Origin of the sequence: Fibrobacter succinogenes subsp. succinogenes S85, from assembly GCF_000146505.1 — a bacterium.
GTDB lineage: Bacteria > Fibrobacterota > Fibrobacteria > Fibrobacterales > Fibrobacteraceae > Fibrobacter > Fibrobacter succinogenes.
Genome location: NC_017448.1, coordinates 1,518,822 through 1,545,049 on the forward strand (window position 1 = coordinate 1,518,822; position 26,228 = coordinate 1,545,049).

Genomic DNA, 26,228 nt, shown 5'->3' on the forward strand with positions numbered 1-26,228 from the left:
AAACACACTTCTCTCTCAAAAAAATGTTTATAACCTTTTATAAATATAAATAAACAAGCTTCGAAGTCATCGGTGAACAAGGCAACTTTGCAGAAATCCGCCTCAGCGAAAAAAAACGCGGTTTTGTAAAGCTCAGCGAAGTCGGGATTGTAAAGTAATTACTTGAAGGGTTTGTCCCAGGGACTAACCCATGTAGAATCATTTCGCGTTATAGGAATGGTTACTTCCGTAGGGAATTTTCCATATTCTTTTGTGGGGACGACAGCTGTAACGACAGCTACGGGAAGCATAATCATGTCGAAAAAGAACAACGTCGTTACAACACCACCGCTCCCCCTACCATCCGAAAAGAACGGCCAATAGCGCAACAAGCCGGCATTAAAATGATATGAGGACTCGCCGCGACTTACCCACAAATTGCCGTAAACTATTTCATTTTTTCGTGCTTCCAGATAAATCGCATCTTCACTTGTTGAAGATTTAAATCGGCAATAATCGCTTGTCGGACAAACCTGTTTTCCATCGCAATAAATGGAATAGTCCCCTTTGCCATCGGATACGGAAACCCACATCTCGTAACTAGAAGCACATCCGACAAAAAGTAGAGATATTGCAAATATTAAAGCAATAACAACATATCGGTTCATATTGCATCTAAAAACAAAGATTACACAATCTGGCCGCCGCCGAGCACCATATCGCCATCGTAAAAGACGGCACATTGGCCAGGAGTCACGGCAAAGAGTGGTTCGTCAAAGACGGCGACCGCCTTATTCGTATCAACAATGGTAACTTCGCAGCCGACCGCCCGCTGGCGGTAACGCACCATGCCTTCGGCGCGGAACGTCGTCCCGACCTCCCGCACACCGCCGTGCCATTCGCAGTTCACCATTTCCACGCGGTCAAAGCAAACCGACGACTTGTCGCCTGTCACCAGAATGTCGCCCGTTTCCGGGTCTACATGCTTCACAAACGCAGGCACACCAATGGCCACGCCCAGACCTTTGCGCTGACCGACCGTGTACTTATGGAACCCATCGTGCGTATTCCACACCTTGCCCTTTTCATCCACGAAGCGGCCCGGCCGCGTCATCTCGCCAAAGCGATCCTTCAAAAATTCAGTGTACTGCGAACCGTAAATGTCAAAGCAAATGTCCTGGCTGTCGCCCGTCTTGGCATTCACAAAACCGTTCTGCGCGGCGATTTCGCGCACTTCGCTTTTCACGTACGTTCCAAGCGGCGTGAGCACATGATTGCGGCGTTCATCGGGAACCCAGAACAAAAAGTAACTCTGGTCCTTGCCCGGATCGCGACCGCGCAAAAGCCTGCGCACACCATTCACTTCTTCGATGCGCACGTAATGCCCTGTCGCCAAGAATTCGGCGCCGAGCGATTTGGCATAATCCATCATCCAGCCGAACTTGATAAAGCGATTGCAATAGCAGCAAGGGTTCGGCGTACGTGCATGCGAAAAGTCCGCATGGCAGCGCTTTAGGACTTCACCCGTAAAAGCGTCGGAGCAATTCGCCACGTGATGCTCTATGCCAAGCTTTTCGGCAATCATCTTCGCACGGACCACACTAGGGTCGTTTTCAACATCAAAGGCGCTATCGACATCAGGCAAAACGCGGAGCGTCACGCCCACAACTTCATAACCCTGCTGTTGCAAAAGAAGAGCGGCAACGGACGAATCCACGCCACCGCTCATGCCGACTGCGACTCTCGTTTTAGACATGTCGCGATCGCTCCTAATCAAATCTCAGCATCAGAGCAAGTTCAAACTGGAGAATCTGGCGGATATGAGCCGTTTCGTCGTCCAGCTTTTCATGAATCTGCCTGTACTCGATGTACGAACTGAGCGAAGCCATCTTGTTGAACGTGTAAGAAGCACTCGGGCGGATGAACCATTCGTGCGTTCTTGACGGAACCGTGCGGTAGTTCAATTCGAGCTTCGGCTTGTAAGCTACAAAAGGCTTCACGCCGGAATCATACTGATAACGCACAAATACGCCATCCGTACCCGATTCCTCGTTCATCATGTCATAACCTTCCACCGGTTTGTATTCCTTACGGATAGTCTTCCTGTAATCGTAACCGGCAGTAAGCTTCAAGTCAATATCGTTCTTGAGCTTAAAGAACCACTTCCAAATCTGGAAGCCCTTGTCAAGCTTGAGCGGGTACGAAATTGAGAAGTCATCACCGACATTAATGGCAAAGTCATTATAAAGCCAAGTCGGGATCCACGGCGTTTCAAGGAAGTACTTTGTGGTATCCGTGCAGATTTCCTCGGACTCATCCGGCCAGCAAGGATTCGAAATCACTTCTTCCTTCGGGCGGCGGTCGGTAGATTCAATCTTCATACGCACGCTGTTTTCAATGCGCAAGTTGTTCTGCGTAAGGACAGAAACGCGGATAAGCGGGTTAAAGTTCCAGACTCTAGCCCAGGAATCTTCGGCGCTCTGGAACGGACGGCTTGTCACCGTACGGGAATAGTCAAAGCGGCTATTCAGGCTTACGCTACGGAAACGATTCAAGAACGAAACCTTCTGGGAAATGTTCGGAATCGATATCCCGATGCCAAACTTCGGGAAGGTGGTTGTCGTATCGATGTACAGCGGATATTCACGAGACTGCGAGAAGTCTTCTTTCCACTGGAAGTCTGTCGACAAAGAAATATCCCAGAACGGCAAAGTGAGGCCTGTAGAAATCTGCAAAGAACGAGACACAGAATTGCGGAAGCTACCCTGATAGACAAGCGTATCCACATTTTTGTTCCTGTACTGGGCAAAACCGGTAAAGTCATCGCGGCTAGTCATGCCCATATTACCCGTCATGATATTCCAGAGACCACGACCACCGTGACCATCGCCAAGACCAAGACCATAGAGGTAATACTGGAACGGAGTCACGCCCTGTTCTTCGTACAGCTGAGAAAGAGTAAAGTTTTCACCGACCGTATTCGTACTTGCATTCCAGTTGAACTTGACTTCACGCCACTTGAGCTTGTTGAAGAATCCGGCAACAGCGTTATCCTTGCCGAACAAATTGGCAAGATCAATGATTCTGAGAGCCGGAGTAAATTCAAAGCGGTTCGTCTGCGAAATCGTCCAGTAATTCTTTTCGACGTTAGACGGATCTTCAAAATTGAAATCGTCCGGAATACTCTTCTGCTGGTTAAAGTCCGAAGAGAACTGCATATTGAACGGCAAGAACGGAATCAGCTTGGGATTGAAGTTAATCCTGAACTGCTGATTTCTGGAACGTTCGTTACGGAGAATGCCGTAAGCACGTCCATATTCGCGATGTCCAACGCTATCGACCTTGTAGAACGAAGTCGTATCATAGCGGATTTCGTACGAATCCGGATTTTGCAAGTCAATCGGGAGCTGCTTGCCGTTGGCATCCGTCTTTGCAATCGTATCCAGCGGGATAACTACGAGACTGTCGCGAGAGACGTAGACCTTTCTGTCAGAATGATCGTGGTCAAAGATGTAACCGCTCGCAAAAAGACCGCCCTTGTCAAACGTAAAGAAGTTTTCCTTCACGAAAGCTTCACGGTCTCCACCGCCAAACATGTCACGCTTGATATTGACAGAATAGCTCGTCGAGAGGAACGAAAGGATGTTCCAGCGCATGTTCAACTTGTGGTTGAGCTCGGCAGTATAAGTCACGACCTTATCGACCTGCGGTTCCACAAAGTCCGGATCGCGAGTCTGGTTCACATAGCGCACGTAGTTGAAATCGAACAATGTCAAATCGAAAGTCTGCGGCCACGGTTCAAATTCCGTCTTCGAGAAGTCCTTGAGCCAGGAATACTTTGAAAGGCTTTCGAACGGCTTGAACTTGAACATGCTAAACGTACCCAGCTTATACTCGAACATCGCATGGTACGAATACGTGGAGTCCGCCGATGTCGTAGAACGGCCTTCGGACTGGTGGTAAGAATAGCTTAACGCCGGACGTTCCAAGAAAGCCTGCGAGAAGAATTCACCTAGCTTGGTTTCGCTAGCCTTGTAATCCTTATGGTAGCTGATGCTAAAGCCCAAATCCTGTTCATAGGATTCATAGCCCTTGGATTCAGCGTTATCCCTCAACCTGTTTTCTTCTTCTTCGGATTCTACGGCAAGGTCGCCCTGGAACATATCACCCGTCAAATCGACAAAGCTGCTCTTGTTGAGGATCATGTCGTCTGTGGGCTTCATGTAGGGGCGTTTCGTAGAGCTGTGGTAGCTAAACGACATCGGGATGTGGAATCCAAGAGAATCGTTCAAGAACTTGTTGAGCGCAATGGAAATGTCGGCAGAAATATCAAGCTGAGATGCAGCGGAAGCAAGGTCCGGCTTCGGAGAGCGTCCCGAATTGGAGAGCGTTGCAAAGTCGCCGTCCTGATAACGCACAGCACCCGAAAGCGAGATAAAGTCTGCAAAATTCACCTGACCGTTCACGCGGGCGGCATAACCCCATTCCGTATCCATGTCAGAAAGGCGGAGGTCATTAATCCAGAATGTACCCTTGAGGTCATTGCGAGAAGCCGAAGAATCCGCGATAATCACAAAACGAATCCAGTCCACCTTCGTAATGGAGGGGTTACCGACCAAGCGAAGCACTTCTTCCCTATCACCGTCAAGTTTCTTGACAACCGGGTCCAAATAAGGCGGATGGCGGCCACGCTTGAGGTCCGAGAAGTCGGACAAGTTCATAGCAAAGGCGTTATCAATCCAGTTCTGCTCATGGCAATCCTGCACGCGGTCCGGAGTGCAACCCGACATGTCCAAATCCTTCGGGCGGAAACTCCATTCATAATAGTCCTTGGAGCCTTCAATAGAGCCTTCGCCAAACTGCAATGCAAATCGCACAGGAACAGAGGACTTCGTTTCGGCACCGTTTTCGTAATGGATTTCCATCTTCAGGGACTTATACGCCGAGAAGTTCTTCGTATCGACATCAAACACGCGCGTCACACCGACTTCCTGGCCAGGACTCATGTTGTGGTAATCCAAGACAAGAGCCGTTTCCTTGAGCGGGGCATTCGAATCCGCATCGCGTTCCGTCACCGTATTCGGGGACTTGAAATACGTCTTCGCATTTTCGCGGTTGTTGATGGTTGAAACATTGATGTAGGTCGTATCAGAAGAGACCGTTTCCGTGACCGTGTTTTCAACGCCGTTCACTTCGACAATCTGCGAATTTTCGTTCGTAGAAGTGCGATACAAGCTTGCAACAGTCGTTTCTTCCCAGGCATTGCCCAAAACGCCGAGGCTTACCACCTGCACCTTCGCTTCGGAAACACCAGGACCAAGACGGCCCAGCCACATACGGGTGAAATGGGATTCCGCAAGGATTTCGCGATAGCCGCTACCCGTCGAAGAAACAATCGTATCGTACTGGCTCAGCGGAATACGCCATCTGCGCCAGCCGTTTTTCAGTTCTTCAAATTCAAGCTTATCCGTGCTAGAAAGGTCGATGCGGTAACGGACAAAGCTGATATCCGTATCAAAGGAACCGTTCCTATTGATATCTTCGGTATCATAAGCACGTTCGCCCAAGTTACCTTCAGTACCGTTAATGCTCTTCGGCGGATCGCTTTCTTCATCCAGGTCCTTGAAGTCATCACCGGCAATATCTCTCGTCGATAGATCAATATTACCCCTAGAGGCACTCAAGGTATCCGAACGACAGACGGAATAGCGGCAATCCCAAGCGACCCTGCTTTCATCTTGACCAGTAAGCTCGTCAAGACCTCTATCGTGCCTTGCGGTCGTCATGCCGAGCTGGTTTTCACCGTTGTAAATACCGTTAGGTGCATAACCATTAATCGAGATGTCTTCGCTGACAAGACCCAAGTCAATAAAGATAGAACCGGAATTACCACGAGCAACCACTTCAAGGTACTTCATCTCGCTCAAGTCCTGGTAATACGAGCTGTTTGCGCGCATGATACCGCCCCAAGAATTACCCATGAGGTTATCATTCGGGCGCAACGTCATCTTGAGCACCGTCAAGTGCTGGTTATCGACATCAGAGTTGCCAACGTTATCGTAAATGTACTTGTAGAGTTCCGTATTGTTGCTATGCCAGATAAACTCACCCTGATGACGATAGTCCAAGTCCTCGATGTAAGTTGATCTGAACGGAAGAGAGTCAATACCGCCCGGAGGAGATGCCGGATACCAGGATTGCCTAGAAAGCGGATACACAAGGCCAGTCGAGGTTGATTCAAAGTCTTCGACAAGAGCGGTCTGCGTGCTGCTCGTGTTCGCATTATGCCTACTACCGGCAAATTCAGCTTCAACGCGCCAGTTAGAAGATGCGGTTGTCTGGATACCCGGAATGGCATTGACCAAGTCCGTGAGAGCCTGCACAGAATCCTGCAAGCGGAGGTTGAAGCCCCAAAGGAAGCTGGAGTACGGTTCGTTACCAAGAGTCGGAACTTCGGCGGTTGTGCTCTGGCTCTTGTAAAGGGCGGTAATGCCAAAGACAGAACCAGCACCAAAGCCATAGAGGTCAAGAGGCAATTCTGCACGAGCACCCAAAAGCAACTTGTTGTCCACTTCAAACATGGGCTCGCATTCAAACTTGACCTTGATTTCCTTGTTCGGGTCAAGAGCGCGTTCACTCAAAAGTTCAATCTGGCCAAGTTCATAATTGACTTCGTAGTCAGTCCCACGGATAAGCGTTGTCGAACCGGCAGTCACCTTTTCAGAACCCGGAGAAATATCCATGCAGCTACCGCTATTCACAGAATAGCTCGAATTCGGATCACGCACGCTAAGCGTAGAGTTACGGCGCTTGCCCACAGATTCAAAGTAGAACAGGCTCGTGTAACGGTTCAGGTTGTAAACCGGGAGCGTGTAAAGCTGTTCCATCGCCGAGGTAGTATCCAGGTTACGCAAAGGTTCCAAGCAGTTCTGCTTAGCCAGTTCCAGAGCGTTAGAACGTCCTGAATAAATTGTATCGGTAAACGGCTTACAGGGCAACCACATTTCACCGGTATAGCTACCTAGGGAATCCTTCTTGAATATGGTAGCGTCGTTCACCAGCGGAGTTCCGTTTGACTCATCCGCAAGTCCGAGCTGTTTCAAGTAATTTCCGGAAACGCCCGACTTGTTTTTCATGCGGAGCACAAAGTTGTTTGCACTCGCATCAGAAATGCCGATGGAATACACATTGCGCAACATCAACTTGTCAATGTCCTTGAGTTCGCTCAGCGTTGCATCCCACTGGATAAGGACCGCTTCGCCACCATTGCGCAAATCCTTGCCCTTGCGTTGTTCGTTCTCGCTACTGTAGTTCGCCGCAATGAGTGTGTTTCGGTTGACACCGTTAATCTTCAAGATACCCGTCTTAGGATCGTACTTGTAATCCGATCGCGGAATTTCTTCCATGCGGTTTACAACCTTTCTAATTTCCTTTCCTTGCTGGGTCGTATAAACAACGGTGACATCCTTGATGACATTGTCCGTTTCATTCAGCGAGCTTCTCTTGTACAGCTTCAGGTCAGACAACGGATAGTTGATGTTGCCTTTCTTGATGGCTGCATTGACGTAGTCAGTCCTCACCTTGTGGTTCAAGAAGTAATAGCGGTACGCAAGGAACTGCTTATCGGTAATCTGGAACTCGGTCGTTGATTCACTCGCCTTGATGGAATACTCTTCCTGCTGACCGCCATCCTGAGAGGCAATCGTCGTCAACTTCCAGTCGCCCAGCTTCCAGTCGGCCTTGATACCAAAAAGACCCTGATGGTTTTCGGAATACCCCGTAAACTCCGTACCCGCAAGCGAGAGGTTTGTCGTACCCGCTTCAACACGCTGCAAGATGTAATCTTCAAATTCACCCTTGAACGATTCTTCGTAGACCACGCGGACTTCGTTCTGCGAACCGAGACCTTCATCCACGTTCTTGATTTCGACGGTGATGTACGGGCCAATCTTACCTTCGACCATGAAGCTCGGATTGTAGTCCAAGGACGGCGACGGCCAGAGACTCGTCTTGGTGCTGCCTTCGGCATCATCCTTTTCACCATAGCCCTTGAAGCGTACGTCCATCGTACCCTTGAGCATGAGTTTCGGCTTGTTGAAGCCAAAGTCCTTCATCCATGCAGGCATGTTCACAGGAATCGTGATATCAAAGACAGAACCCGTTTCAGGCGCTTCGTATCCACCATCGTTCTGGCCGACAAGGCCATTGAGCCAAAGGCGTTTGCGCCCAACATCGTACATGTCCGAAACGTAATCTGCAAGTTCCGGATAATGCGATGTCCAAAGCACCGTCGTATCCGTACGGGAAAGCGAGTTCACACGCTTTTCTGTCACGTCAATTTCACGGGTCGCGACATCAATATCGTGCGAGAACACCTGACCTTTCGACGTATTCATCAAGCCCGCACGCATGCCGATACCACCCATCGGGAGGAGGCCGTCGAGCGGGGATGTAGACTTAGGCACAGGGATATACTTGATAGACGGAGTCCAGACGTCCGCAGATTCATCGGAAACCGATTCCGCAGAAGTTTCTGCACTTGCGACCGTACGCGGAGGTGCTGTAACTTCGGGCTTTTGCGATTTTGTTACAGACGACGAAGATTTTGCAGCTGCAGAAGACGAAGACACCTTGACTGCAGAAGAGGAAACCGAAGCGCTAGAGGCAGGAGCCGAAACACTAGAAGCAGGCTTTGCATCGCTTGAAACAGGCTTCGATGCACTTGAAACGGAAGCAGACGAAACTGGTGCCGACGATTTAGGCGCCACTGCACTTGATGCAGGCATTGCCGCAGACGAAACCGCCACAGAAGGTTGAGACGGCTTGGATGGAGCAGCACTAGATGTAGGAGCTGCCGCACTTGAAGCAGGCGGAGCGCTCGAAGACGAAGCTACAGAAGCTGTAGACTTAGGCGCCGGAACATCCTGAAAAAGTTCATCGTCAAAAAGTGATTCGTACGAGCTAAGCGTTCCATCTTGAGACCAGACGGAACCCACAGCGACAAAGCTGCATGCAGCAAAACCCCAAAGGGCGGATTTTAAAAACTTTCTAAAACGCAACGGTAAAAAAATACAAAAACGGGACTTACAAAATTAGCACCGATAACATAGAAAAAAAGAAACGCACCCATTTTACGGGTGCGCTTCAAAACCGGATTCTAGACCCTAATTAAAGGATAAACTAGAGGAACATTTCAATGCCGCCACGACACTTTTCCCAAGCCGGGTTCTTTTTGCACAAGAGGTCGATCATCTTGTCGTAAGTAGCCGTATTGGAGAAGCCCTTCCACAAGCGACGTTCCACGGATTCACCGGAATCCTTGTCAATCGTCGTGATGGTGTCGTAGTAGGCCGTGTTGTCCTTGAATTCAGAAATCAAGATGTTCTTCAAGTCATCCGTGTAAATGCGGGAGGCGTACTTGAGGATGGAATCGTTGAAGTTGAGTTCGTTTTCGACGAGCCATTCGAAGTCCTGGATCGGGTTACCATAAACAAGCCAGTGCTTAAGGGCGAGAGCGACCACGAGATCCCTAACGGCGCTGCGGAAGATGAACTTGTCTTCGAGACGGCCATTCCACGTGATGCGGGTCAGCGGGTTATCATCGTTAGCTTCAATAGACACACCCTTACCCGGAGTGACCTTGCGGATCTTAATCGGGAGACGGCTAAGGAGCTGCCATGCCTTCGTGAAGGCGATAGTCTTACGGACGAAGTCCTTTTCCTTTTCGGGGGCAACGCGCACAAAAGCACCGAAGCAGCGCTGGTAGAGAGTTTCCTTGTCGAAGATGCAGTCGCTGGAACGGCATTCGCTGAGCTTTCCGTCCATGAGGAACAAGGTCTTTGCAAGTTCCGGACGCATACGGACTTCGAGCTTACGGGTACGGGCCTTGAGGCGGACACCGTCCTTGTAAACGTAGGTAAAGCCTTCTTCCTGGTAACGCTGCCAAATGAAGAACTGCAGGTCGTCAGCGGCACGCAGATGGTAGCTGAACACCGGGTTCTGGCGGTTGTTAGCCATAGTCACCTGATTCAGGAAGTTGTCGGCACCCTGGTACGGCACAACGACCTTCACGAGCACCTGCGGGTTCACCGGATGCTTGCTTTTCTTGGCATACTGTTCGTACGTGAAGAGGGACTGAGCACCGTTGATGATCTTCGGGCGTTCAATGAAGAGGACCTTCTTGCCGTCACGTTCCTTGAGACGCAGGTCATCGCCCGTAAGGGTCATACCGTTGTGGAGGAACGGGAAGTCGTCGACATTCACATTCTGGTCATCGTTACGTTCCATCGTCTGGAAAGCATCGATGAGGGCTGCGTTCGTGTGAGTGAGGTTACCGAGGTAAGTACGGATGTTGGAACTGACGATAGCCATGTTGTGCTTGGTCTTGAGGCGCTTACCAAGGGCAACGTGGTAGTCAAAAATCGTGCGGATCGGGCAGAAGCCGAGGAAAAGCTCGCCGTGATCAGAAGTGAGGTGGAGCGGTTCAGAGTCCATCTCGATTTCAAGCTTGTCGTCTGCGCTGCGGAAGTCGCGGGTAAGGTCGTCATGTTCGGCAATGATTTCAAGCTTTGCCTTGACGTCAGCCTTCCAGAGCATGAGCTTTCTGCGCATGTCCTTGAGAGTACGTTCAAGTTCGGAGTCCGTGATGTCGCGGCTTGCGCGAGTGCGGAGCACCGTGATTTCGAGCGTTTCCATGTACGGACGGCTTGCAGGCGTGTCGGAATCTTCTTCGGATTCGTCGTCAGAAATCTTGTTGACTGCCCACGGGTCGGCTTCTTCGCGAAGTGAGAGGAAGAACGGATTGGTCGGGTCGCTAGTACGGAACACCGCAATCTGGAGCTGCTTCAAGTCAGCGTTCAGGTGTGCGACAACCTTTTCAAGCGGAGTATCTTCGTCCAAGAAGATGAAGAATTCCATAAAGCCCTGTGAATACTGGAAGCCGTGGAAGCATCCATTTTCATCTAGGTTCAGATGCCGGAGTGCCTTGATTCTATCGTTCGGGTCGTTAGGGTTCAAGCTCAAGAGGCTAGCGACAAATGCTAAGCGGCGTTCCTGCGATTTTGTTAGTTCCATTTTTTCCTCAATAATTACACTGAAAACCAATATACAATATTATTATATATTGGAATATTCGTAATTTGCACCTTAAAAATAGTTTCAAATCATAATATTTGCGTGCAAAAAAGATAAAACATTCAATTTTTTTTAGAAAAATACAAAATTTCAGTGCTCAAATGTGTAAAAATCTCATTTTTTACATTTTTTTTGTGGACTTTACGTTTTTTTGAACAAAAAAGCTATGATTTAAATATTAGGAGTTTTTTTATGAATTTACTAGACGTTATTGCCAAAGCAAAAAAAGAAAAAGCAAAGACGCTCGACCTTTCCCAGAAAGGCCTGCGCCTCCTCCCCCCGGAACTTTTTGAAATTGAGTCCCTTGAGGAACTGAACCTCGACCGGAACATGCTTGTCGAAATTCCCGACGACATCGGCCTCCTCAAGAACCTGAAGAGCCTCTCCGTGAGCGAAAACGACCTCATGGAACTGCCGGAATCCATCGGTGAGCTCACCAAGCTTGAAAACCTCTATCTCGGCTACAACAGCCTTTCGGACCTTCCGGAATCTGTCGGCAAGCTCGTGAACCTCCAGACGGTGAACATTGCCAAAAACCAGCTTCTGGACCTGCCGCTCGAAATCGGCAACTGGCAGAAGGTCGTGAAGCTCTCGCTCCACGACAACATGCTCTCCGAAATTCCGCCGACCATCGGCAAGATGAAGAGCCTCGTGAAGCTCTACCTCGACAACAATGAACTTTCAACCATCCCGGCAACGCTCTCGCACCTCGAGAACCTCGAAATCCTCATGATTTCCGGAAACCGCCTGGGAGCCATTCCGTCTGAATTCGGCAACCTGAAGAACCTCCGTGAACAGGTACTCGACGCAAACCAGCTCGCCACGCTCCCGGAAAGCCTCGCCGAATGCGAAAACCTCAAGACCATCTCCATCATCGAAAACCCGATGGAAGAAGGAGTTCCTCGCGTGCTCCTCGACAAGAAGGGCCTGAGCATCGACCAGTAGTATTTGGCGAAAGAACGCCACTCCGTGGCTACAGACGAGAGACAAAAAAATTAAGGAGGAAATAGAGGATGAATTCACAAACAAAATTCGTTCGTCACTTCTTTAAATTTTTTTCTCCCGCCTCTCGTCTGGCATCACTCGTCTTTATTCTCCTATTAGCCGCTTGCTCGGATTTTTTCCATCCAGTCAAGAGCACTCCGAAGCCCAAGTCCGAATACGCATTCAATTACTGGCTCCTGCAAAACGTCTACATGTATGAGGACGAACTCCCCAACCTGCAAGAAGACGGGGATTCCGTCCAAATTTTATATACAACGCTCAAAGACCCCTACACGCGGTACATTCCCCCAGCCAATAGCAACCAAGCCATCACCCAACTCAACACAAGCCTTGTTGAAGGCGATGTCGGAATGCGCTACTTATACAACTGGAGCAATGAGTACCCTATCTCCATCGATCGCGTTTATCCCAAAGGCCCAGCCGGCAGGGCCGGAGTTCCGAGACATGGCAACATCCTTAAAGCAAACGACATAGAGCTCTCTGGAGAAACCGCTGCTACGGTCTACGACTCCATTCTAAATTACAGCAAAAACATCGACATTCTCGTAGCGCATAACGGCGATACAACGGCCTACAAACTGGAAAAGGAAACTGTCTACGCACCGACAGTCTTTGTTGATACTCTCTTCGAAAATTCTGACGAAGGATATCCGGGGCTTATATTCATTGCCATCGAAGGATTCAAGCTCAATACTGCGGACCAGAAAAAAGGCACTTACGGAGAACTCAAGGCCTACCTGGATTCCACCACTTCGGACAAGCGAGTCCGCGTCCTGGACCTGAGGGGTAACCCCGGCGGGCATGTAAGCCAGTGCATTTCCATGGCAGATCTCTTTGTTAGCAAAGGAACTCTTTCGACAAAGCGCTCACGCACGCTGGATGCCGACGGAAAATCAGTCATTCACACCTCAAGTGAAAAAGCCAAAGCCGGAGACATCGGAGAATCAGGGAAATACATCATCCTAGCCAACCGAGGTTCCGCTAGCGCTTCTGAGATTTTCATATCGGCAGTCACCGAACTGACAGACATCCCTCTCGTCGGCACAAGGACTTACGGCAAAGGCATTGGACAGACAACGTTCCATACATACGCCGGTGGGCTCGCCATCATTACCAATTATGAATTTTTAACGCCCAAGGGAAATTCCTACCACGGCGAAGGCATCACTCCCAAATACGAATGCACCAATACCGTTGGAGAAGTCTGCGCATCCAAAATCGCACATGATCTTTATGGCGTCAAAACGCCTTACCAAGAAGTCAAGGCACTCGCCAAGCCGTACCGAGAAATGAAAGACGACATCAATGAATTTGATGGAGGAGCTATAGAATGGGAAGAAGGCAATTTTGTTCCATATCGTTTTTAACCATTGCCATTTTAAGCATTGGCCTTTCTGCCTGTTCTTCTGACGACGATTCCGTATCGGCCTGGACTGGGCTAACCCCTACCGCCTTCGGGATGACTAAAGAATTTGTCTACAATTACAATTCACTCTACTACCTGTATATAGACAAGGACAAATACCTTGACAGCCCTGAAAGCTATATCGGCAAAGTGAACACTCAATTTCTAGTGGATGAAGGATACCCTTGGGATTTCCATGACATTTACTACATGTACGCATTGATGAACGACCCGTTCACCAACTACATGGACCCCACAAGGGCGCTTACATACATCAGTTCCTGGATGTCTTCCGAAGAACTGATGGGGGCAGGCTTTGAGCTTGATTCCTTGAAAATGCCCGATAAATACATCATCGGTCAAATTGACAGAAATTCACCGGCTGACAAAGCGGGACTGAAAGTAGGCGACGAAATTACCGAAATCGAAGGGGTTTCCCTGACAAACGAAACTGTTTTCAAGAGACTGACCGTTGCCGAGAGAGGCGATACAATCACCTACACCATCAAACGCGACACGACAACATTGACGATTCCCGTAGTCATAGATTCTTACCGTTCGCCAACTGTAGACATTTCATTCAAGGACTCCATCCCCGTCATCAAGATTAGCGAATTTACCGCATACACTTCTAACGACTCCGGCACTTACGGGGAATTTGTCGAATACCTCCGCGAAACAGAAAAATACAAGACAACAATTATCGACTTGCGTTACAACGGAGGTGGGGACCTCGATCAATGCATCGCCATGGCACAAACTTTGCTTTCTAAAGGCGATACAACCATAGGCATCATTTCAGCTTACGCTGACACTATTCACAAGAGACAAGCTTTCGATACGACTTTCTATATCAACAAAACAGACGGCTTTGCCAAAGACCGCTATTTCGTATTTCTCGCCAACGGAAGGACGGCTAGCTGTTCTGAAGTCATGATTGCAGGAACTGTAGCCAACAAGAAATACCCGGTTATCGGAACAGTCACATACGGCAAGGGCATCGGCCAAACACGTTCCGTCACCCCATCCTATTCAATAGCGTCCATCACCAGCATGAAAGTCATCGACAAGCAAAGGATAAGCTACCACAAGTACGGCATCATGCCGGATTTCACCTTGAGCGATGATGACGAGGCACTTGAAAAAGCGGTGGCACTCGCCAAAGATCAAAGCTACGTTCGAATTGCCGGGTACGGAACGGTAAATACGGGAAACTTCGCGAAGATGGCAGTAGAACCCGACTCCATGCCGGGATTCTACCTTTTGCCGAATGAATACCGAAAAAAGTTTTAGACGAAAGAGGCTGTAAACAACAAGTAGCGAGCAACCTCTCGTCTCTAGTCTCTCGTCTATTGTCTAACTACTTCAGCACGCGCATGCGGACCATGACGTCCGTATCGTTGACCTTGACAGCAGGCGATGCAAGCGTAAGCTCGATTTCCTTGCGGATATCGGCCACCTGCTTTTTGAGGCGGGCCATACGATTGCCTTCAAGCTTCGGAGTTGCAATCATCGTCTTCTTGGCCGGGTTCATCCAGTTGCCACGATTGTCCTTGAAACCCAAATGCAAGTGCGGGCCAGTGCTGCGGCCAGTAGAACCCACGCGGCCAATGACCTGACGCGGAGCAACCTTCGTACCGACATTCACACCGCGCACGGAAAGGTGCATGTACCAGCTTTCAGTATTATCCCTATGGCGGATGGCAATCTTGTTACCGCTCAAGTCATCGTAACCCGAAACCGTCACGACACCAGCAGCGACCGCATAGACCGGAGAACCCTTGGGGCTACCGTAGTCAATACCGTGATGCACAGTGCGACGACCCGTAATCGGGTGGATGCGGGCGCCATAAGGGCTCGTGATATGCAAACGGTCGAGCGGGTAACGGAGACCTTCGAAAATGAGAGCTTCACCCTTTTCAGTGTAATGAGCGTTAAACGTACTCTTCGGATCCGGATCTTCATAGCGGAACGCTTCATGATGGCCCACCGTATGGCCGTTAAATTCAGCATAGAGCACCTTGCCACTAATCCAGATGGAATCCTGATAGAACTTTTCTTCGAGCAAGATGCGGAACTTGTCACCCGGACGAGCCAATTGGAAAGAGACCTTGCACTGCAAAACGGCACTCACAACGCCCACCATACGACCGGGAATACCGACCTTGTGCAAAATGCCACTTAGCGTACTCCCATTTTCAAGAGCTCCTTCAAAAACGGACTGACGGATCGTTACCGGCTTATCAATACGGCTATAGGCAAAACCGGAATCTACCTTGCTCAACATATGGACGGTCGCCGGGTTCGGCGCAAAGCGGAAACGCTGGACATCGCCTGCGGTATCGAGAGCGGCATAAAACACCTGGCCCACGCGGAGTGCGGCAAGTTCAACAGAGTCCTGCAAGGCAAGCACAATCTTACCGCGTTCCTTTTCGTTGATGTTCATGCGGTAAAGCACCTGGAAAAGACCATCCCCCGCACGGACAGTATCATTTTTCACAAGCCACTTCGAAGTTTCGCCCTGAGCTTTAGAAATCAAAGCCTTCAAAGAATCGGCGGCGGCAACAAGCCTTGCATTTTCTTGAGTCAATGCATCAATTTTTTTCTGTTCGTTACATCCGGTAAGCGCAATCGCTACAACACACAACAAAAGGAAAATTCTGGACATAAACACCCGCTCTTAAAAAATTCAAAAGCAAAGATAAAAAATACCCCGCGCGGATGGGCGCGAGGCATTCAATTTCAAGCGGATTGCTTAAGATTACTGCTGAGCAGCAGCCTTCTTAGCAGCCTTAGCAGGCTTCTTCTGTTCCTGCTTAGCAGGCTTCTGTTCTTCAGCAGGCTTTTCCGGAGCGATCACTTCGAGAAGTTCCATTTCGAACTTGAGGACAGAGTTGCCCGGGATAGCACGGTTGCCACGCGGACCGTAAGCGAGATCGCTCGGAATCCATGCGACGACCTTTTCGCCAACCTTCATGAGCTTGAGCATTTCAGTCCAGCCAGAGATAACGGCCGTGACCGGGAATTCAAGCGGCTGACCACGGTCGACAGAGCTGTCGAACTTGGTGCCATCGAGGAGCGTACCGGTGTAGTGTACCTTGACCTTGTCTTCGTCCGTCGGGGTGGCACCCTGACCTTCTTGAATAATCTTGTACTGGAGACCGCTCTGCGTGGTCACGACACCTTCGGCAGTCTTGTTCTGAGCGAGGAATGCTTCACCATCGGCCTTGTTCTTTTCGGCAGCGAGGCTATCCTTTCTTGCCTTTTCAGCCTGACGGTCAGCAGAAAGCTTGTTGAGCGTTTCCATAATGACGGAATCGTTCATCAAGAACTTTGCAGAATCGCTATTGTAGCGTTCCTTGAAAGCCTGAATGAAGAGGTCGAGATCGAGATCGATGGAATCGCGAGTCACGAGCTGGAAGCGAGCCTGGTTACCAAAATGAGCACCGAGAGCGTAGCTGTACTTGTCCTTTTCAGTCACAAGTGAGGTCTTTTCGGTAGAAGCAGATTTGCACGGTTCACAACCCGTCATAAGCATGGCAAGAGCGCCAGCTGCAATAAGCATTTTAGTCTTCATTTTTATCCTCTATGAAAAAATAGACGTTCTTAAAATAGTAAAACAAACCACATAAAGCTTACAATAATTTTCTTTTTACCTTTACATTTAGTATATTTTCCGCTATCAATTAAACTATCAGGAAATATTATGTGCGGAATTATCGGATATAATGGAAAAGGGGAAGCTTTACCGGTCCTCGTCGAAGGACTCAAGAAAATGGAATACCGAGGCTATGATAGCTCAGGTGTTGCCGTCATTGATAACGGTCAAATAAAAGTTGTCCGTGCATCCGGAAAAATCAAGGCTCTCGAAGACAAATTAAAGACCACCCCGCTCAAGGGTTCTATTGGCATTGCCCACACGCGCTGGGCCACCCATGGCGCCCCCACCGAAACAAACGCACACCCTCATACAAGCTATGACGGAAAGATTTCGATTGTCCACAACGGCATTATCGAAAACTACGCAAGCCTCAAGGCGAAGCTCATCTCCGAAGGTATTGAATTCAAGTCTGAGACCGATACCGAAGTCGTAGCCCACCTGATTGCACGCTATTACAATGGCGACCTCAAATCCGCCGTACTCAAGGCTCTCAAGCAGATTGAAGGTACTTTCGGTCTTGGCGTTGTTTGCAGCGACGAACCGAACGTCTTGATTGGCGCCCGCCGTGGAAGTCCTCTCATTTTGGGTATCGGAAACGATGGCGATTTCTACCTCGCGAGTGACGTTTCCGCCATCATCAACCACACGCAGAAAGTCGTTTACCTTGATGACAACGACGTTGTCCAAATCAAGGATGGCGGCTATTCCATCGTGAACATGAGCAGCCACGAAGTGCAGCGCGAAGTCCAGGACGTGGAATTCGACGCCGATGCAGTCGCCAAGGGCGGATTCCCGCACTTCATGCTCAAGGAAATTTTCGAACAGCCCGAAGTATTGCGCAATACCATGCGCGGTCGTTTGCTCACCGCCGAAGGCAACGCAAAGCTCGCTGGCCTCGACACGAACATCAAGGAACTCCGTAACATCAACCGCATCATCATCACCGCCTGCGGCACAAGCTACTATGCAGGCATGGTCGGTGAATACATGATTGAAGACTTGGCTGGCGTCCCGGTCGAAGTCGAATACGCTTCGGAATTCCGCTACAGAAACCCGATTATCAAGCCGGGAACTCTCGTCATTGCCATCAGCCAGTCCGGCGAAACTGCAGATACGCTCGCCGCTCTCCGCGAAGCCCAGCAGAAAGGCGCAACCGCACTCGCCATCTGTAACGGTGTCGGTTCGACGATCGCTCGCACAAGCGACGGTGGCGTCTACCTGCACGCCGGTCCGGAAATCGGCGTGGCCAGCACCAAGGCTTTCACAAGCCAGGTGACCGTGCTCGCCATGATTGCCCTCTTGCTCGGCCGCCAACGCAGACTCAGCTTTGAAACAGGCGCCGACATCGTGAAGGACCTTTTGGAACTTCCGGATCTCGTGACGGAAACGCTCAAGCTCTCCGACAGCATCGCCGAAATTGCCAAGACGCTCTGCAAGGCAAACAACTTCTTGTACCTCGGTCGCCACTTCTGCTACCCGGTCGCCATGGAAGGCGCTTTGAAGCTCAAGGAAATCAGCTACATCCACGCCGAAGGCTACCCCGCTGCAGAAATGAAGCACGGTCCGATTGCCCTTATCGACGAAAACATGCCGGTCGTGGTCATCGCCCCGAAGGATTCGCTCTTCGACAAGATCATCAGCAATATCCGCGAAATCAAGGCTCGCGGAGGCAAGGTCATCGCCGTCACGACGGAAGATTGCCACCCACTTGACGAAATCGCTGACCACATCATCACAGTCCCGAAGACCCGCCCGATGCTCATGCCGATTCTCGCCTGCATTCCGCTCCAGTTGCTCGCCTACCACATCGCCGTGTTGCGCGGAAACGACGTGGACCAGCCGAGAAACCTTGCCAAGAGCGTGACGGTGGAATAAGGGTAATTCGGAATTAGGAATTTCCAAAGCGCAAACCCCTCCCTGACGGGAGGGGCTTTGTGCTATATACAAGCTCACCAGAAAGTCAGATTCAATACCGAGGCAAGAAAAATCCCTTAATACATTCTTTATTACGAACACACACTTGGATATGATTCTTATCTCCAAATTGAGTTCCCGGATAAGCTGGAGCTCCTTCAGTAAATGCACCGCGAGCAGTATCAAAATAAGGAATATTTTCGGCAATATCCCTTAAAGAATGCAAATGTTCTATCAAAAAAACAATCCAAATACCTTAGAACTCCACTAGGATTTGGTTTTCCTTTTAAATCCGTATTTTGTGGTATAGGCGCCCCCATTCGCTTTAGATCTATGAGAAATTCAGGATAATCTTTAGAAAGCAATTCAACAAAATGCTTGTCTGTCAAATCAAGACATTTTTCCAGCGTATAGACGACGCCAATTGCAAACGATTCCTTAAATTTCGGATAATGATTACTCGCCCAATCTAAAGCTCTATCGTAGTTATTTTCCCACACATAGAATCCATGACCAAGCCATTCATAATCATGAGCACTCATGTGAATGCGATTAGGATGAAGAATTAAATCTATCCCCACTTTTTTTTCGCAACCATGAAATCCAATATATAAATTAGGACGGTCCAAGTAGATATCGTCCATAAAAAGGTCTATCCTTTAGGCGTTTGAGCCTGGATACACCTACGATAAAGAGCAGTCATTCTGCCCGTTTTAGTAAGGATACCCGCTCTTTGCAACCGTCGAAGAGCGGCCTCCCTTGAATGATCCATCGTTTCGATGGCATGTAAAGTGTCTTTTATCAAATTTTCAGTCATAATTATACCTCTATACCATAAATATACAATAAGGGAGAATAAGCAGTCAAGAGGGCGTAATTTCGGGAAAAAGCCCCCTCATACCACCGAAAAAGGCACATTTAGAGAGTTATAGCGAGGTTTTTGTAAAAAAAAGCTATTCCTTTATCCTTAAATTCTTTTATATTTCGAAAAAATGGCTGATTTTAGCAAATTCTTATTTTTTGATTTGGAATACAATCCCGAAACACAAAAGGTTCGGGAATACGGCTATATTCTAGGCGAAGAAGAAGTTCGTGAAAGAAATACTGCAAAACTAGAACAAGCAGCATCAAAAGCAAAATACATCGTAGGGCACAATGTACTTCGTCACGACGCCCCAATACTCCGGCAATATTTTTCTATTGATTTTCCAAACATCCATGCGCTCGACACTTTAATGTTGTCATCGTTATTGTTTCCTCGCAAGCCTTACCACAAACTACGCAAGGAATATCTGCATAATGAAGACGAACCTTCGAACCCGTTGGAAGACACCAAGCTTTGCAAGAAGCTGTTAGAGGACTGCATTAAAAAATGGGATAATTATCCGTGGCAGCTCCAATATCTACTATTTCAATTTCTAAAAAACGAGCCTGGTTTTGCGCCATTTTTCGAACTTGTCGATACGCCAAATCCGATAAAACTACGTTTAAAGCTGTCAGAAATACAACATTGGTTTACCGAAAACTACGAAAAAACGATATGCCTTCGCCAAAACTTTCAAAACGAATGGGCTGCATATCGTGCTGAATGGTGTTTTCTTTTAACACTTTTTCATGAAGAAGGGCCTAGCGATTACGTACCACATTGGGTGCGATACCAATATCCGCATCTTGAAAACATTTTGCATCGCAGGCGACTTGTTCCCTGTGGCAACCCGCAATGTCCTTATTGTTCCGAACAACTAAACTCCACCAAACAGTTAAAGAAATGGTTTGGTTTTGACAATTTTCGTTCTTTTAACGGAGAACAAGTTCCTCTGCAACAACAAGTCGTCGAATCGGCAATGCGAGGAGAATCTTTGTTAGCGGTATTCCCGACTGGTGGCGGAAAATCCATGACGTTCCAGCTACCCGCATTAATTGCAGGAACACAAATAGGAGCGCTTACAGTTGTAATATCTCCTATTGTTGCACTAATGAAAGACCAAGTTGACGTACTCGAAAAACGAAGACAGATTGGAGACGCGGCCTACATAAACTCAATGCTATCGCCAGCCGAAAGAAAAGATGTCATTGAGAAAGTCAACAATGGCGAAAAGAATATTCTTTACATTTCACCAGAGTCATTGCGTTCCAATACGACATTCAATTTATTGAAGCACAGACGCGTAGAACGAATCGTCGTTGACGAGGCACACTGTTTTAGCGGTTGGGGACATGATTTTAGAGTCGACTATCTTTACTTAGCAGATTTTCTAAAAGATTTGCAAAAAGAAAAGAATCTTGAAACTCCGATTCCCGTAAGTTGTTTTACGGCTACAGCAAAGCAATCTGTGGTAGACGATATTTGCAACTATTTCAAGGAACGTCTTAATCTTGATTTAATCAAGTTCATTAGCCCAGCCAAACGAACAAACCTGACATACAAAGTTCTTGAATCTTCGGAATCACCTAACGAACGTCGTAAACAATTAGTAAATGTTCTTCGTGATTACAATGGTCCTAAAATCATTTACGCATCCAAGGTCAAGACTACAGAATCTCTAGCCGAAGAATTACACAACCGCGGTTTTGCAAGTGCCTGCTATAATGGCAAAATGGAATCCGAAAAGAAGATGACCATTCAAGACCAATTCCAAAATGGTGAAGTCGACACAATGGTCGCAACAACCGCATTTGGAATGGGCGTTGATAAAGACAATGTTGAGTTAGTTGCTCATTACGAAATTTCAAGTACGCTTGAAAATTATGTTCAAGAAGCGGGACGTGCAGGTCGTGATCCCAAATTGCAAGCAAGCTGTATTGCACTATTCAATCCAAAAGATCTCGACACAAATTTTCAAATTCTTCAGCAATCTAAACTTTCTGCACAAGAAATTTCTGCTGTTTGGCGAGTACTTAAAAAGGCAGCAGGTAATCAAAATCGTTTGATTATGTCGGCACTTGAAATTGCCGACCAATGCGGATGGACTGAAAAAGAAACGGACGCCAGCGTTAACACAACAAAAGTCAAGCTAGCCATTCTCGTTTTGGAAGAACAAGGATTCCTAAAACGTAAACGCAATAGAACCCAAATGTACGGTTCTTCTATTACAGTAGAATCCGCAGAGCAAGCCCGAGAAGCTATAGGCTCCGATAAAATTGAAATTCTTAATTCGGTAGAAAGCATTGCATACCGAATCATTCACCACATCATCAGCAAACGTTGGACACGATCTCCTGAATGCGCTCTTGACGAGCTCACTGTCAATCTAGGCTTAACAAGAGAGCAAGCCAACGACGGCTTACGTTTGCTGCGTTCATTACACCTTCTTAATGAAGACGATGACTGGAGCGCAAGATTACAAAGAAAAGGGAACGACACACCTCGTTCACTCTTAAAAGCGGCATACGAACTACAAGAGGAACTATTAAAAGCTTGTGAAGGCAAGGGAATTAACGATCGGTTTGTGTTAGACATGACCAAACTCAATTCCCTGTTGAACCAAAGAGGCGATGCAGTTGGTGCATCAACATCACGTCGCAATCTTTTCATATTCCGTGGTATTTTACGCTATTGGGCACATGAAAGTGTCGCCGAAATTCATCTTGTAGAAGCGGGTCACCAAGTTTATCAAATTGAGTTTCTTGTTCCGCCTGAATCCGTCAAAGAAAATCTCAGAAAGCAATGGAAATTATTTGACAAAGTCATTGACACCTTGATAGAAATGCAAAAGGAACAGACTCGCCAAAATGGAAATATTGTCTGGTTCTCTTTGAATGGCTTAATGAAAAGAATGTACAAGGAAAAAGGTGAAATAGCTGTCGCTCGCATTGAGAAGCAAAAGCAGCTTGAATATGCACTTCTTTTCTTACATCTTGTTGGTTCTATCACGCTAGATCATGGTCTTGTTGTTTTCTATACCGGACTTGTCATGGAATTAAATCCAGAGGCAAAGCAACGGAATTTCACAGCCAAAGATTTTGAAATGCTCAACACTCATTATAAGCACAAGGCTGAAGCTATTCACATTGTTGGCGAATATGCAAAGATGATGCTTATTGATGAAAAAGCGGCACAACAATTGCTAGACGATTACTTCGTCATGGATATAGCGGATTTCCGTCTAAAATATATGCAAGGCATAGAACAGATGGAATCCGTATCCGATGAATTAAAACGAAAAATAGAAAGTGTCAATGACGAACAGCGCAAGATTATCAAAAGCCGTAAAAAGCACATTCTCGTAGGTGCAGGTCCAGGCTCGGGAAAAACGCACTTACTCGTCCATAAAGTAGCCTCTCTTTTATGGATTGAAGAAGCAAAGCCAGATTCAATCTTGTGTCTAACATATACTCGCGCAGCATGTCGCGAGCTGAAGAAACGTTTATTCGATTTAGCAGGCCCTTTAGCAGCAAAGGTAAATATCACCACCTTCCATTCGCTCGCCTTTTCAATTTTAGGAGTACAAGGAAACAAAAAAGCGCTTGAAAATGCAGACGATGTCGTATCCAAAGCAGCAGAGCTTTTAGAATCAGGCGAAGAAGCCGGTGTAGGAGCACCCACAGTTATCTTGGTCGACGAATTTCAGGACCTATCCGCAGGAGAATATCGCTTATTACGAGCCCTATATGATTTAGGAGAAAAAGATCCTCGCGTTATCGTAGTTGGCGATGACGATCAAAGTATTTTCGCGTTCCGAGGAAGTTCCTCCGAATACTTCCAAAAATTTGCCGACGAATTTCCTAATACAGAAAAATTCTATCTAACAACTAATTACCGTTCCGTTGCTGGTCTCGTCCGAGCAAATGCAAAATTACTCGAATTGATGACAGAACGCGTAAAAGAAGGTTCTCAACAACTCGCTTTAAAGCATAGCCAAGCCGAGCTTGCATTTTACGAAGAAGGAGACAAGGCAACTGCAGCATTCGGCGCAGCTGAAATTCTTGCACAAAAATTCAAATCAAATCCAACTGAGTCTTACTGCATTTTAACCCGAGAAAATGCAGAAGCGTTCTTGGCTGCAGCGAAGCTTGAAGAAAAACAAGTTCCATATCGAATGTTAAAAGGCCGAGATAAGGACAAATGCCCCATTGAGAAGACTCGAGAAATTTTAGGTTTCTACGCCATTCTTCAAGAAGATCCAAGAGTGGGAAAATTTCCGTGGAGCGCAAAAGAATTTAAACGCATAGCCGAGGACTATAAAACAAGCCACCCAACAGAAAGCTCCTTTGAACTTTTAGATGCACTAATAGATGATTTTATCGAAACAGAAACTGCTTGTGGTGAAGATTCTATTACTCTAGGCGACTTCAATCAATATTTAAGCGAAGTATCTTACAGCGATTTTTCATCAAAAAACATGGGCGCAGTTTCTATTGGAACAATGCATAGTGCAAAAGGACTTGAATGGGATAATGTTATTCTCGCATTAGGCTCTTGGGTTCTGAAAGATGCCGATGAAAAGAAGGCTCAGGAAAATTATCGCTTGCTATATGTCGCAGCCACCCGTGCAAAGAAAAGCCTAACTATTATCGGCGATGAGAAAATGCTACCACATGAATGGATTAGCCACTTTGCAAAACAAGGTAAAGTCAATAGTGTAAAAATTCCGAATGTTTTGCACATTGAAACAGGACTCAGTGATGTCAATCTTGGGCATCTTCTTGAAAATGAAAAAAACAGAAATCGAGTTCGATATATTCAAAGCAAACTTGAAACATCATCCCTACAAAGCGATGTCAGCGTAAATTTCAGTCAAGAATTTCACAACTACAATACAAATATTAACGGAAGGCTGATTGCGGCATTCTCTAACGACTTTTCAAAAAAATGTATCGCATACCTGCAAAGGTACGGCTATAAACCTACTACTACAGCAACTCTTTCACAAGTTGTTCGCTGGACATCTGATGATGGTCAAGAAACATGGGTGCCACTATTTAGGGTGGAATTTGCTAAGGATTCTATCAACAAATAGCGAAATTTACTCCCCACTTGTTTTTCCATACCGTGTTTTGTATATTCTCCAATAGTCAAGCTATAGTGGCAGGATAAACCTGCGACAAGCCGTATTTCTTATATCTAAAGGAATACGGCTTTTTTTGTTATAAGGAGAAAAATGAACAAAAAGACCGAGAATGCAGATATCATCGTCCAGAATCCACTCGTCAATTCATCCGTGGAAAAGATGATTCAAGTTATCCGCGAGAAACAAGTTCTACTAGACCGTGATTTAGCAACGCTTTATGGGGTAGAAACAAAAGCGCTAAACCAAGCGGTTAAGCGAAATCAAGAACGTTTTCCTGAAAGAAACTGCTTTATGTTGAAAAAAGAAGAAATTCCCGAATCTTTAAAGTCACAATTTGTGACTTTAAACGAGAGTGGGAACAAACGAGGCTTACACATCAAAAAAATGCCCTACGCCTTTACAGAACAAGGAGTTGCAATGCTTGCATCAGTATTGCGTAGCGATACTGCCATTCGTGTATCCCTCCAAATCATGGACGCATTTGTCGAAATGCGACACACTCTGATGCAAAACGGAGGTTTGGTCCGTCGCCTATCCAATCTCGAGACAACAGTTTTAGACCAAGGCGCCAAAATCGTCGACCACGACCGTAAACTAGATGAACTCTTCGAGGTAATGGACAGAAGCGAACTCCAGACAAAAGGGCTATACTACAACAACCAGATGTTCGACGCCTATGTATTCGTTTGCGGATTGATCCGACAAGCAAAAAAGCGAATTGTCCTTGTAGACCGCTATGTAGACGAAAAAGTGCTCGCCATGATGCTCAAGCGCAATAAAGGAGTGTCGGTAACAATATACACCTACGACAAAAGCAAGGTATTCGAAGTTGATTTAGCAACATATAACGCTCAGTACATCGATTGTCCTATAAAAATACTGCCAAGTTACGGCATGCACGACCGATTTTTGTTTATTGACGACTCTGCTTATCATTTTGGCGCATCCCTGAAAGATTTAGGTGCAAACACATTCTTTTTCAGCAAAGAAGAATTCACATTAGACGAAGTACTGAAAAAATCTGAGGAAAAGCGACATCTACTAGAGCACTTAGCAACCGAACCGTCAAGGAATACTTGACAGTTCAGGCGTTATACAAGAAAGTAATAAGCAGTTTTTG

General features: G+C 47.3%; 13 protein-coding genes. 6 read left to right on the forward strand and 7 right to left on the reverse strand.

From position 1 onward, the window contains the following. Positions 1-158 precede the first annotated feature (158 nt). The 4 genes from FSU_RS16070 to FSU_RS06230 all read right to left on the reverse strand — a co-directional run bounded on the left by FSU_RS16070 (position 159) and on the right by FSU_RS06230 (position 11,052). Positions 159-647, reverse strand: a complete 489-nt coding sequence (locus tag FSU_RS16070) for a hypothetical protein (RefSeq protein WP_014545614.1) — start codon at positions 645-647, stop codon at positions 159-161. A 20-nt stretch (positions 648-667) separates the two neighbouring features. Continuing rightward, the gene (gene mnmA / locus FSU_RS06220) at positions 668-1,735 is read right to left on the reverse strand and encodes a tRNA 2-thiouridine(34) synthase MnmA (RefSeq protein ID WP_014545615.1); all 1,068 of its coding nucleotides are present in this window, start codon (positions 1,733-1,735) and stop codon (positions 668-670) included. A 13-nt stretch (positions 1,736-1,748) separates the two neighbouring features. Next, positions 1,749-9,038, reverse strand: coding sequence for a T9SS outer membrane translocon Sov/SprA (gene sov / locus FSU_RS06225; RefSeq protein ID WP_014545616.1), 7,290 nt, complete (start codon positions 9,036-9,038; stop codon positions 1,749-1,751). 121 nt (positions 9,039-9,159) lie between these two features. Next, positions 9,160-11,052, reverse strand: coding sequence for an AIPR family protein (locus FSU_RS06230; protein WP_014545617.1), 1,893 nt, complete (start codon positions 11,050-11,052; stop codon positions 9,160-9,162). A gap of 252 nt (positions 11,053-11,304) precedes the next feature. On the opposite strand from FSU_RS06230, the gene FSU_RS06235 reads away from it, so the two are divergent. The 3 genes from FSU_RS06235 to FSU_RS06245 all read left to right on the forward strand — a co-directional run bounded on the left by FSU_RS06235 (position 11,305) and on the right by FSU_RS06245 (position 14,815). Then, positions 11,305-12,057, forward strand: a complete 753-nt coding sequence (locus FSU_RS06235; protein ID WP_014545618.1) for a leucine-rich repeat domain-containing protein — start codon at positions 11,305-11,307, stop codon at positions 12,055-12,057. Between the two features lie 68 nt (positions 12,058-12,125). Next, positions 12,126-13,484: a S41 family peptidase gene (locus FSU_RS06240; RefSeq protein WP_014545619.1), complete on the forward strand. Its 1,359-nt coding sequence runs from the start codon at positions 12,126-12,128 to the stop codon at positions 13,482-13,484. Beyond that, a complete protein-coding gene (locus FSU_RS06245) occupies positions 13,448-14,815 on the forward strand; it encodes a S41 family peptidase (RefSeq protein WP_014545620.1) in 1,368 nt (455 codons plus the stop codon). The genes FSU_RS06240 and FSU_RS06245 overlap by 37 nt, the downstream gene beginning before the upstream one ends. 67 nt (positions 14,816-14,882) lie before the next feature. Here the strand turns inward: FSU_RS06245 and FSU_RS06250 are convergent, their stop codons facing one another. Both FSU_RS06250 and FSU_RS06255 read right to left on the reverse strand, forming a co-directional pair. Then, positions 14,883-16,190 (reverse strand): M23 family metallopeptidase, encoded by a 1,308-nt coding sequence (locus FSU_RS06250; protein ID WP_014545621.1) that lies wholly within the window; start codon positions 16,188-16,190, stop codon positions 14,883-14,885. Between the two features lie 93 nt (positions 16,191-16,283). After that, positions 16,284-17,099 carry a BamJ family beta-barrel-assembly machinery protein gene (locus FSU_RS06255; protein WP_014545622.1) on the reverse strand — a complete coding sequence of 272 codons (816 nt, stop codon included), beginning with the start codon at positions 17,097-17,099 and terminating at the stop codon, positions 16,284-16,286. 129 nt (positions 17,100-17,228) lie between these two features. On the opposite strand from FSU_RS06255, the gene glmS reads away from it, so the two are divergent. Then, positions 17,229-19,058 carry a glutamine--fructose-6-phosphate transaminase (isomerizing) gene (gene glmS, locus FSU_RS06260; protein ID WP_014545623.1) on the forward strand — a complete coding sequence of 610 codons (1,830 nt, stop codon included), beginning with the start codon at positions 17,229-17,231 and terminating at the stop codon, positions 19,056-19,058. A gap of 221 nt (positions 19,059-19,279) precedes the next feature. On the opposite strand, the gene FSU_RS06265 is transcribed toward glmS, so the two are convergent. Then, positions 19,280-19,741, reverse strand: a complete 462-nt coding sequence (locus tag FSU_RS06265; protein WP_014545624.1) for a hypothetical protein — start codon at positions 19,739-19,741, stop codon at positions 19,280-19,282. A gap of 348 nt (positions 19,742-20,089) precedes the next feature. On the opposite strand from FSU_RS06265, the gene FSU_RS06270 reads away from it, so the two are divergent. Both FSU_RS06270 and FSU_RS06275 read left to right on the forward strand, forming a co-directional pair. Continuing rightward, positions 20,090-25,057: a RecQ family ATP-dependent DNA helicase gene (locus FSU_RS06270; protein ID WP_014545625.1), complete on the forward strand. Its 4,968-nt coding sequence runs from the start codon at positions 20,090-20,092 to the stop codon at positions 25,055-25,057. A 141-nt stretch (positions 25,058-25,198) separates the two neighbouring features. Continuing rightward, a complete protein-coding gene (locus FSU_RS06275; RefSeq protein ID WP_014545626.1) occupies positions 25,199-26,188 on the forward strand; it encodes an ORF6N domain-containing protein in 990 nt (329 codons plus the stop codon). Positions 26,189-26,228: the final 40 nt, after the last annotated feature.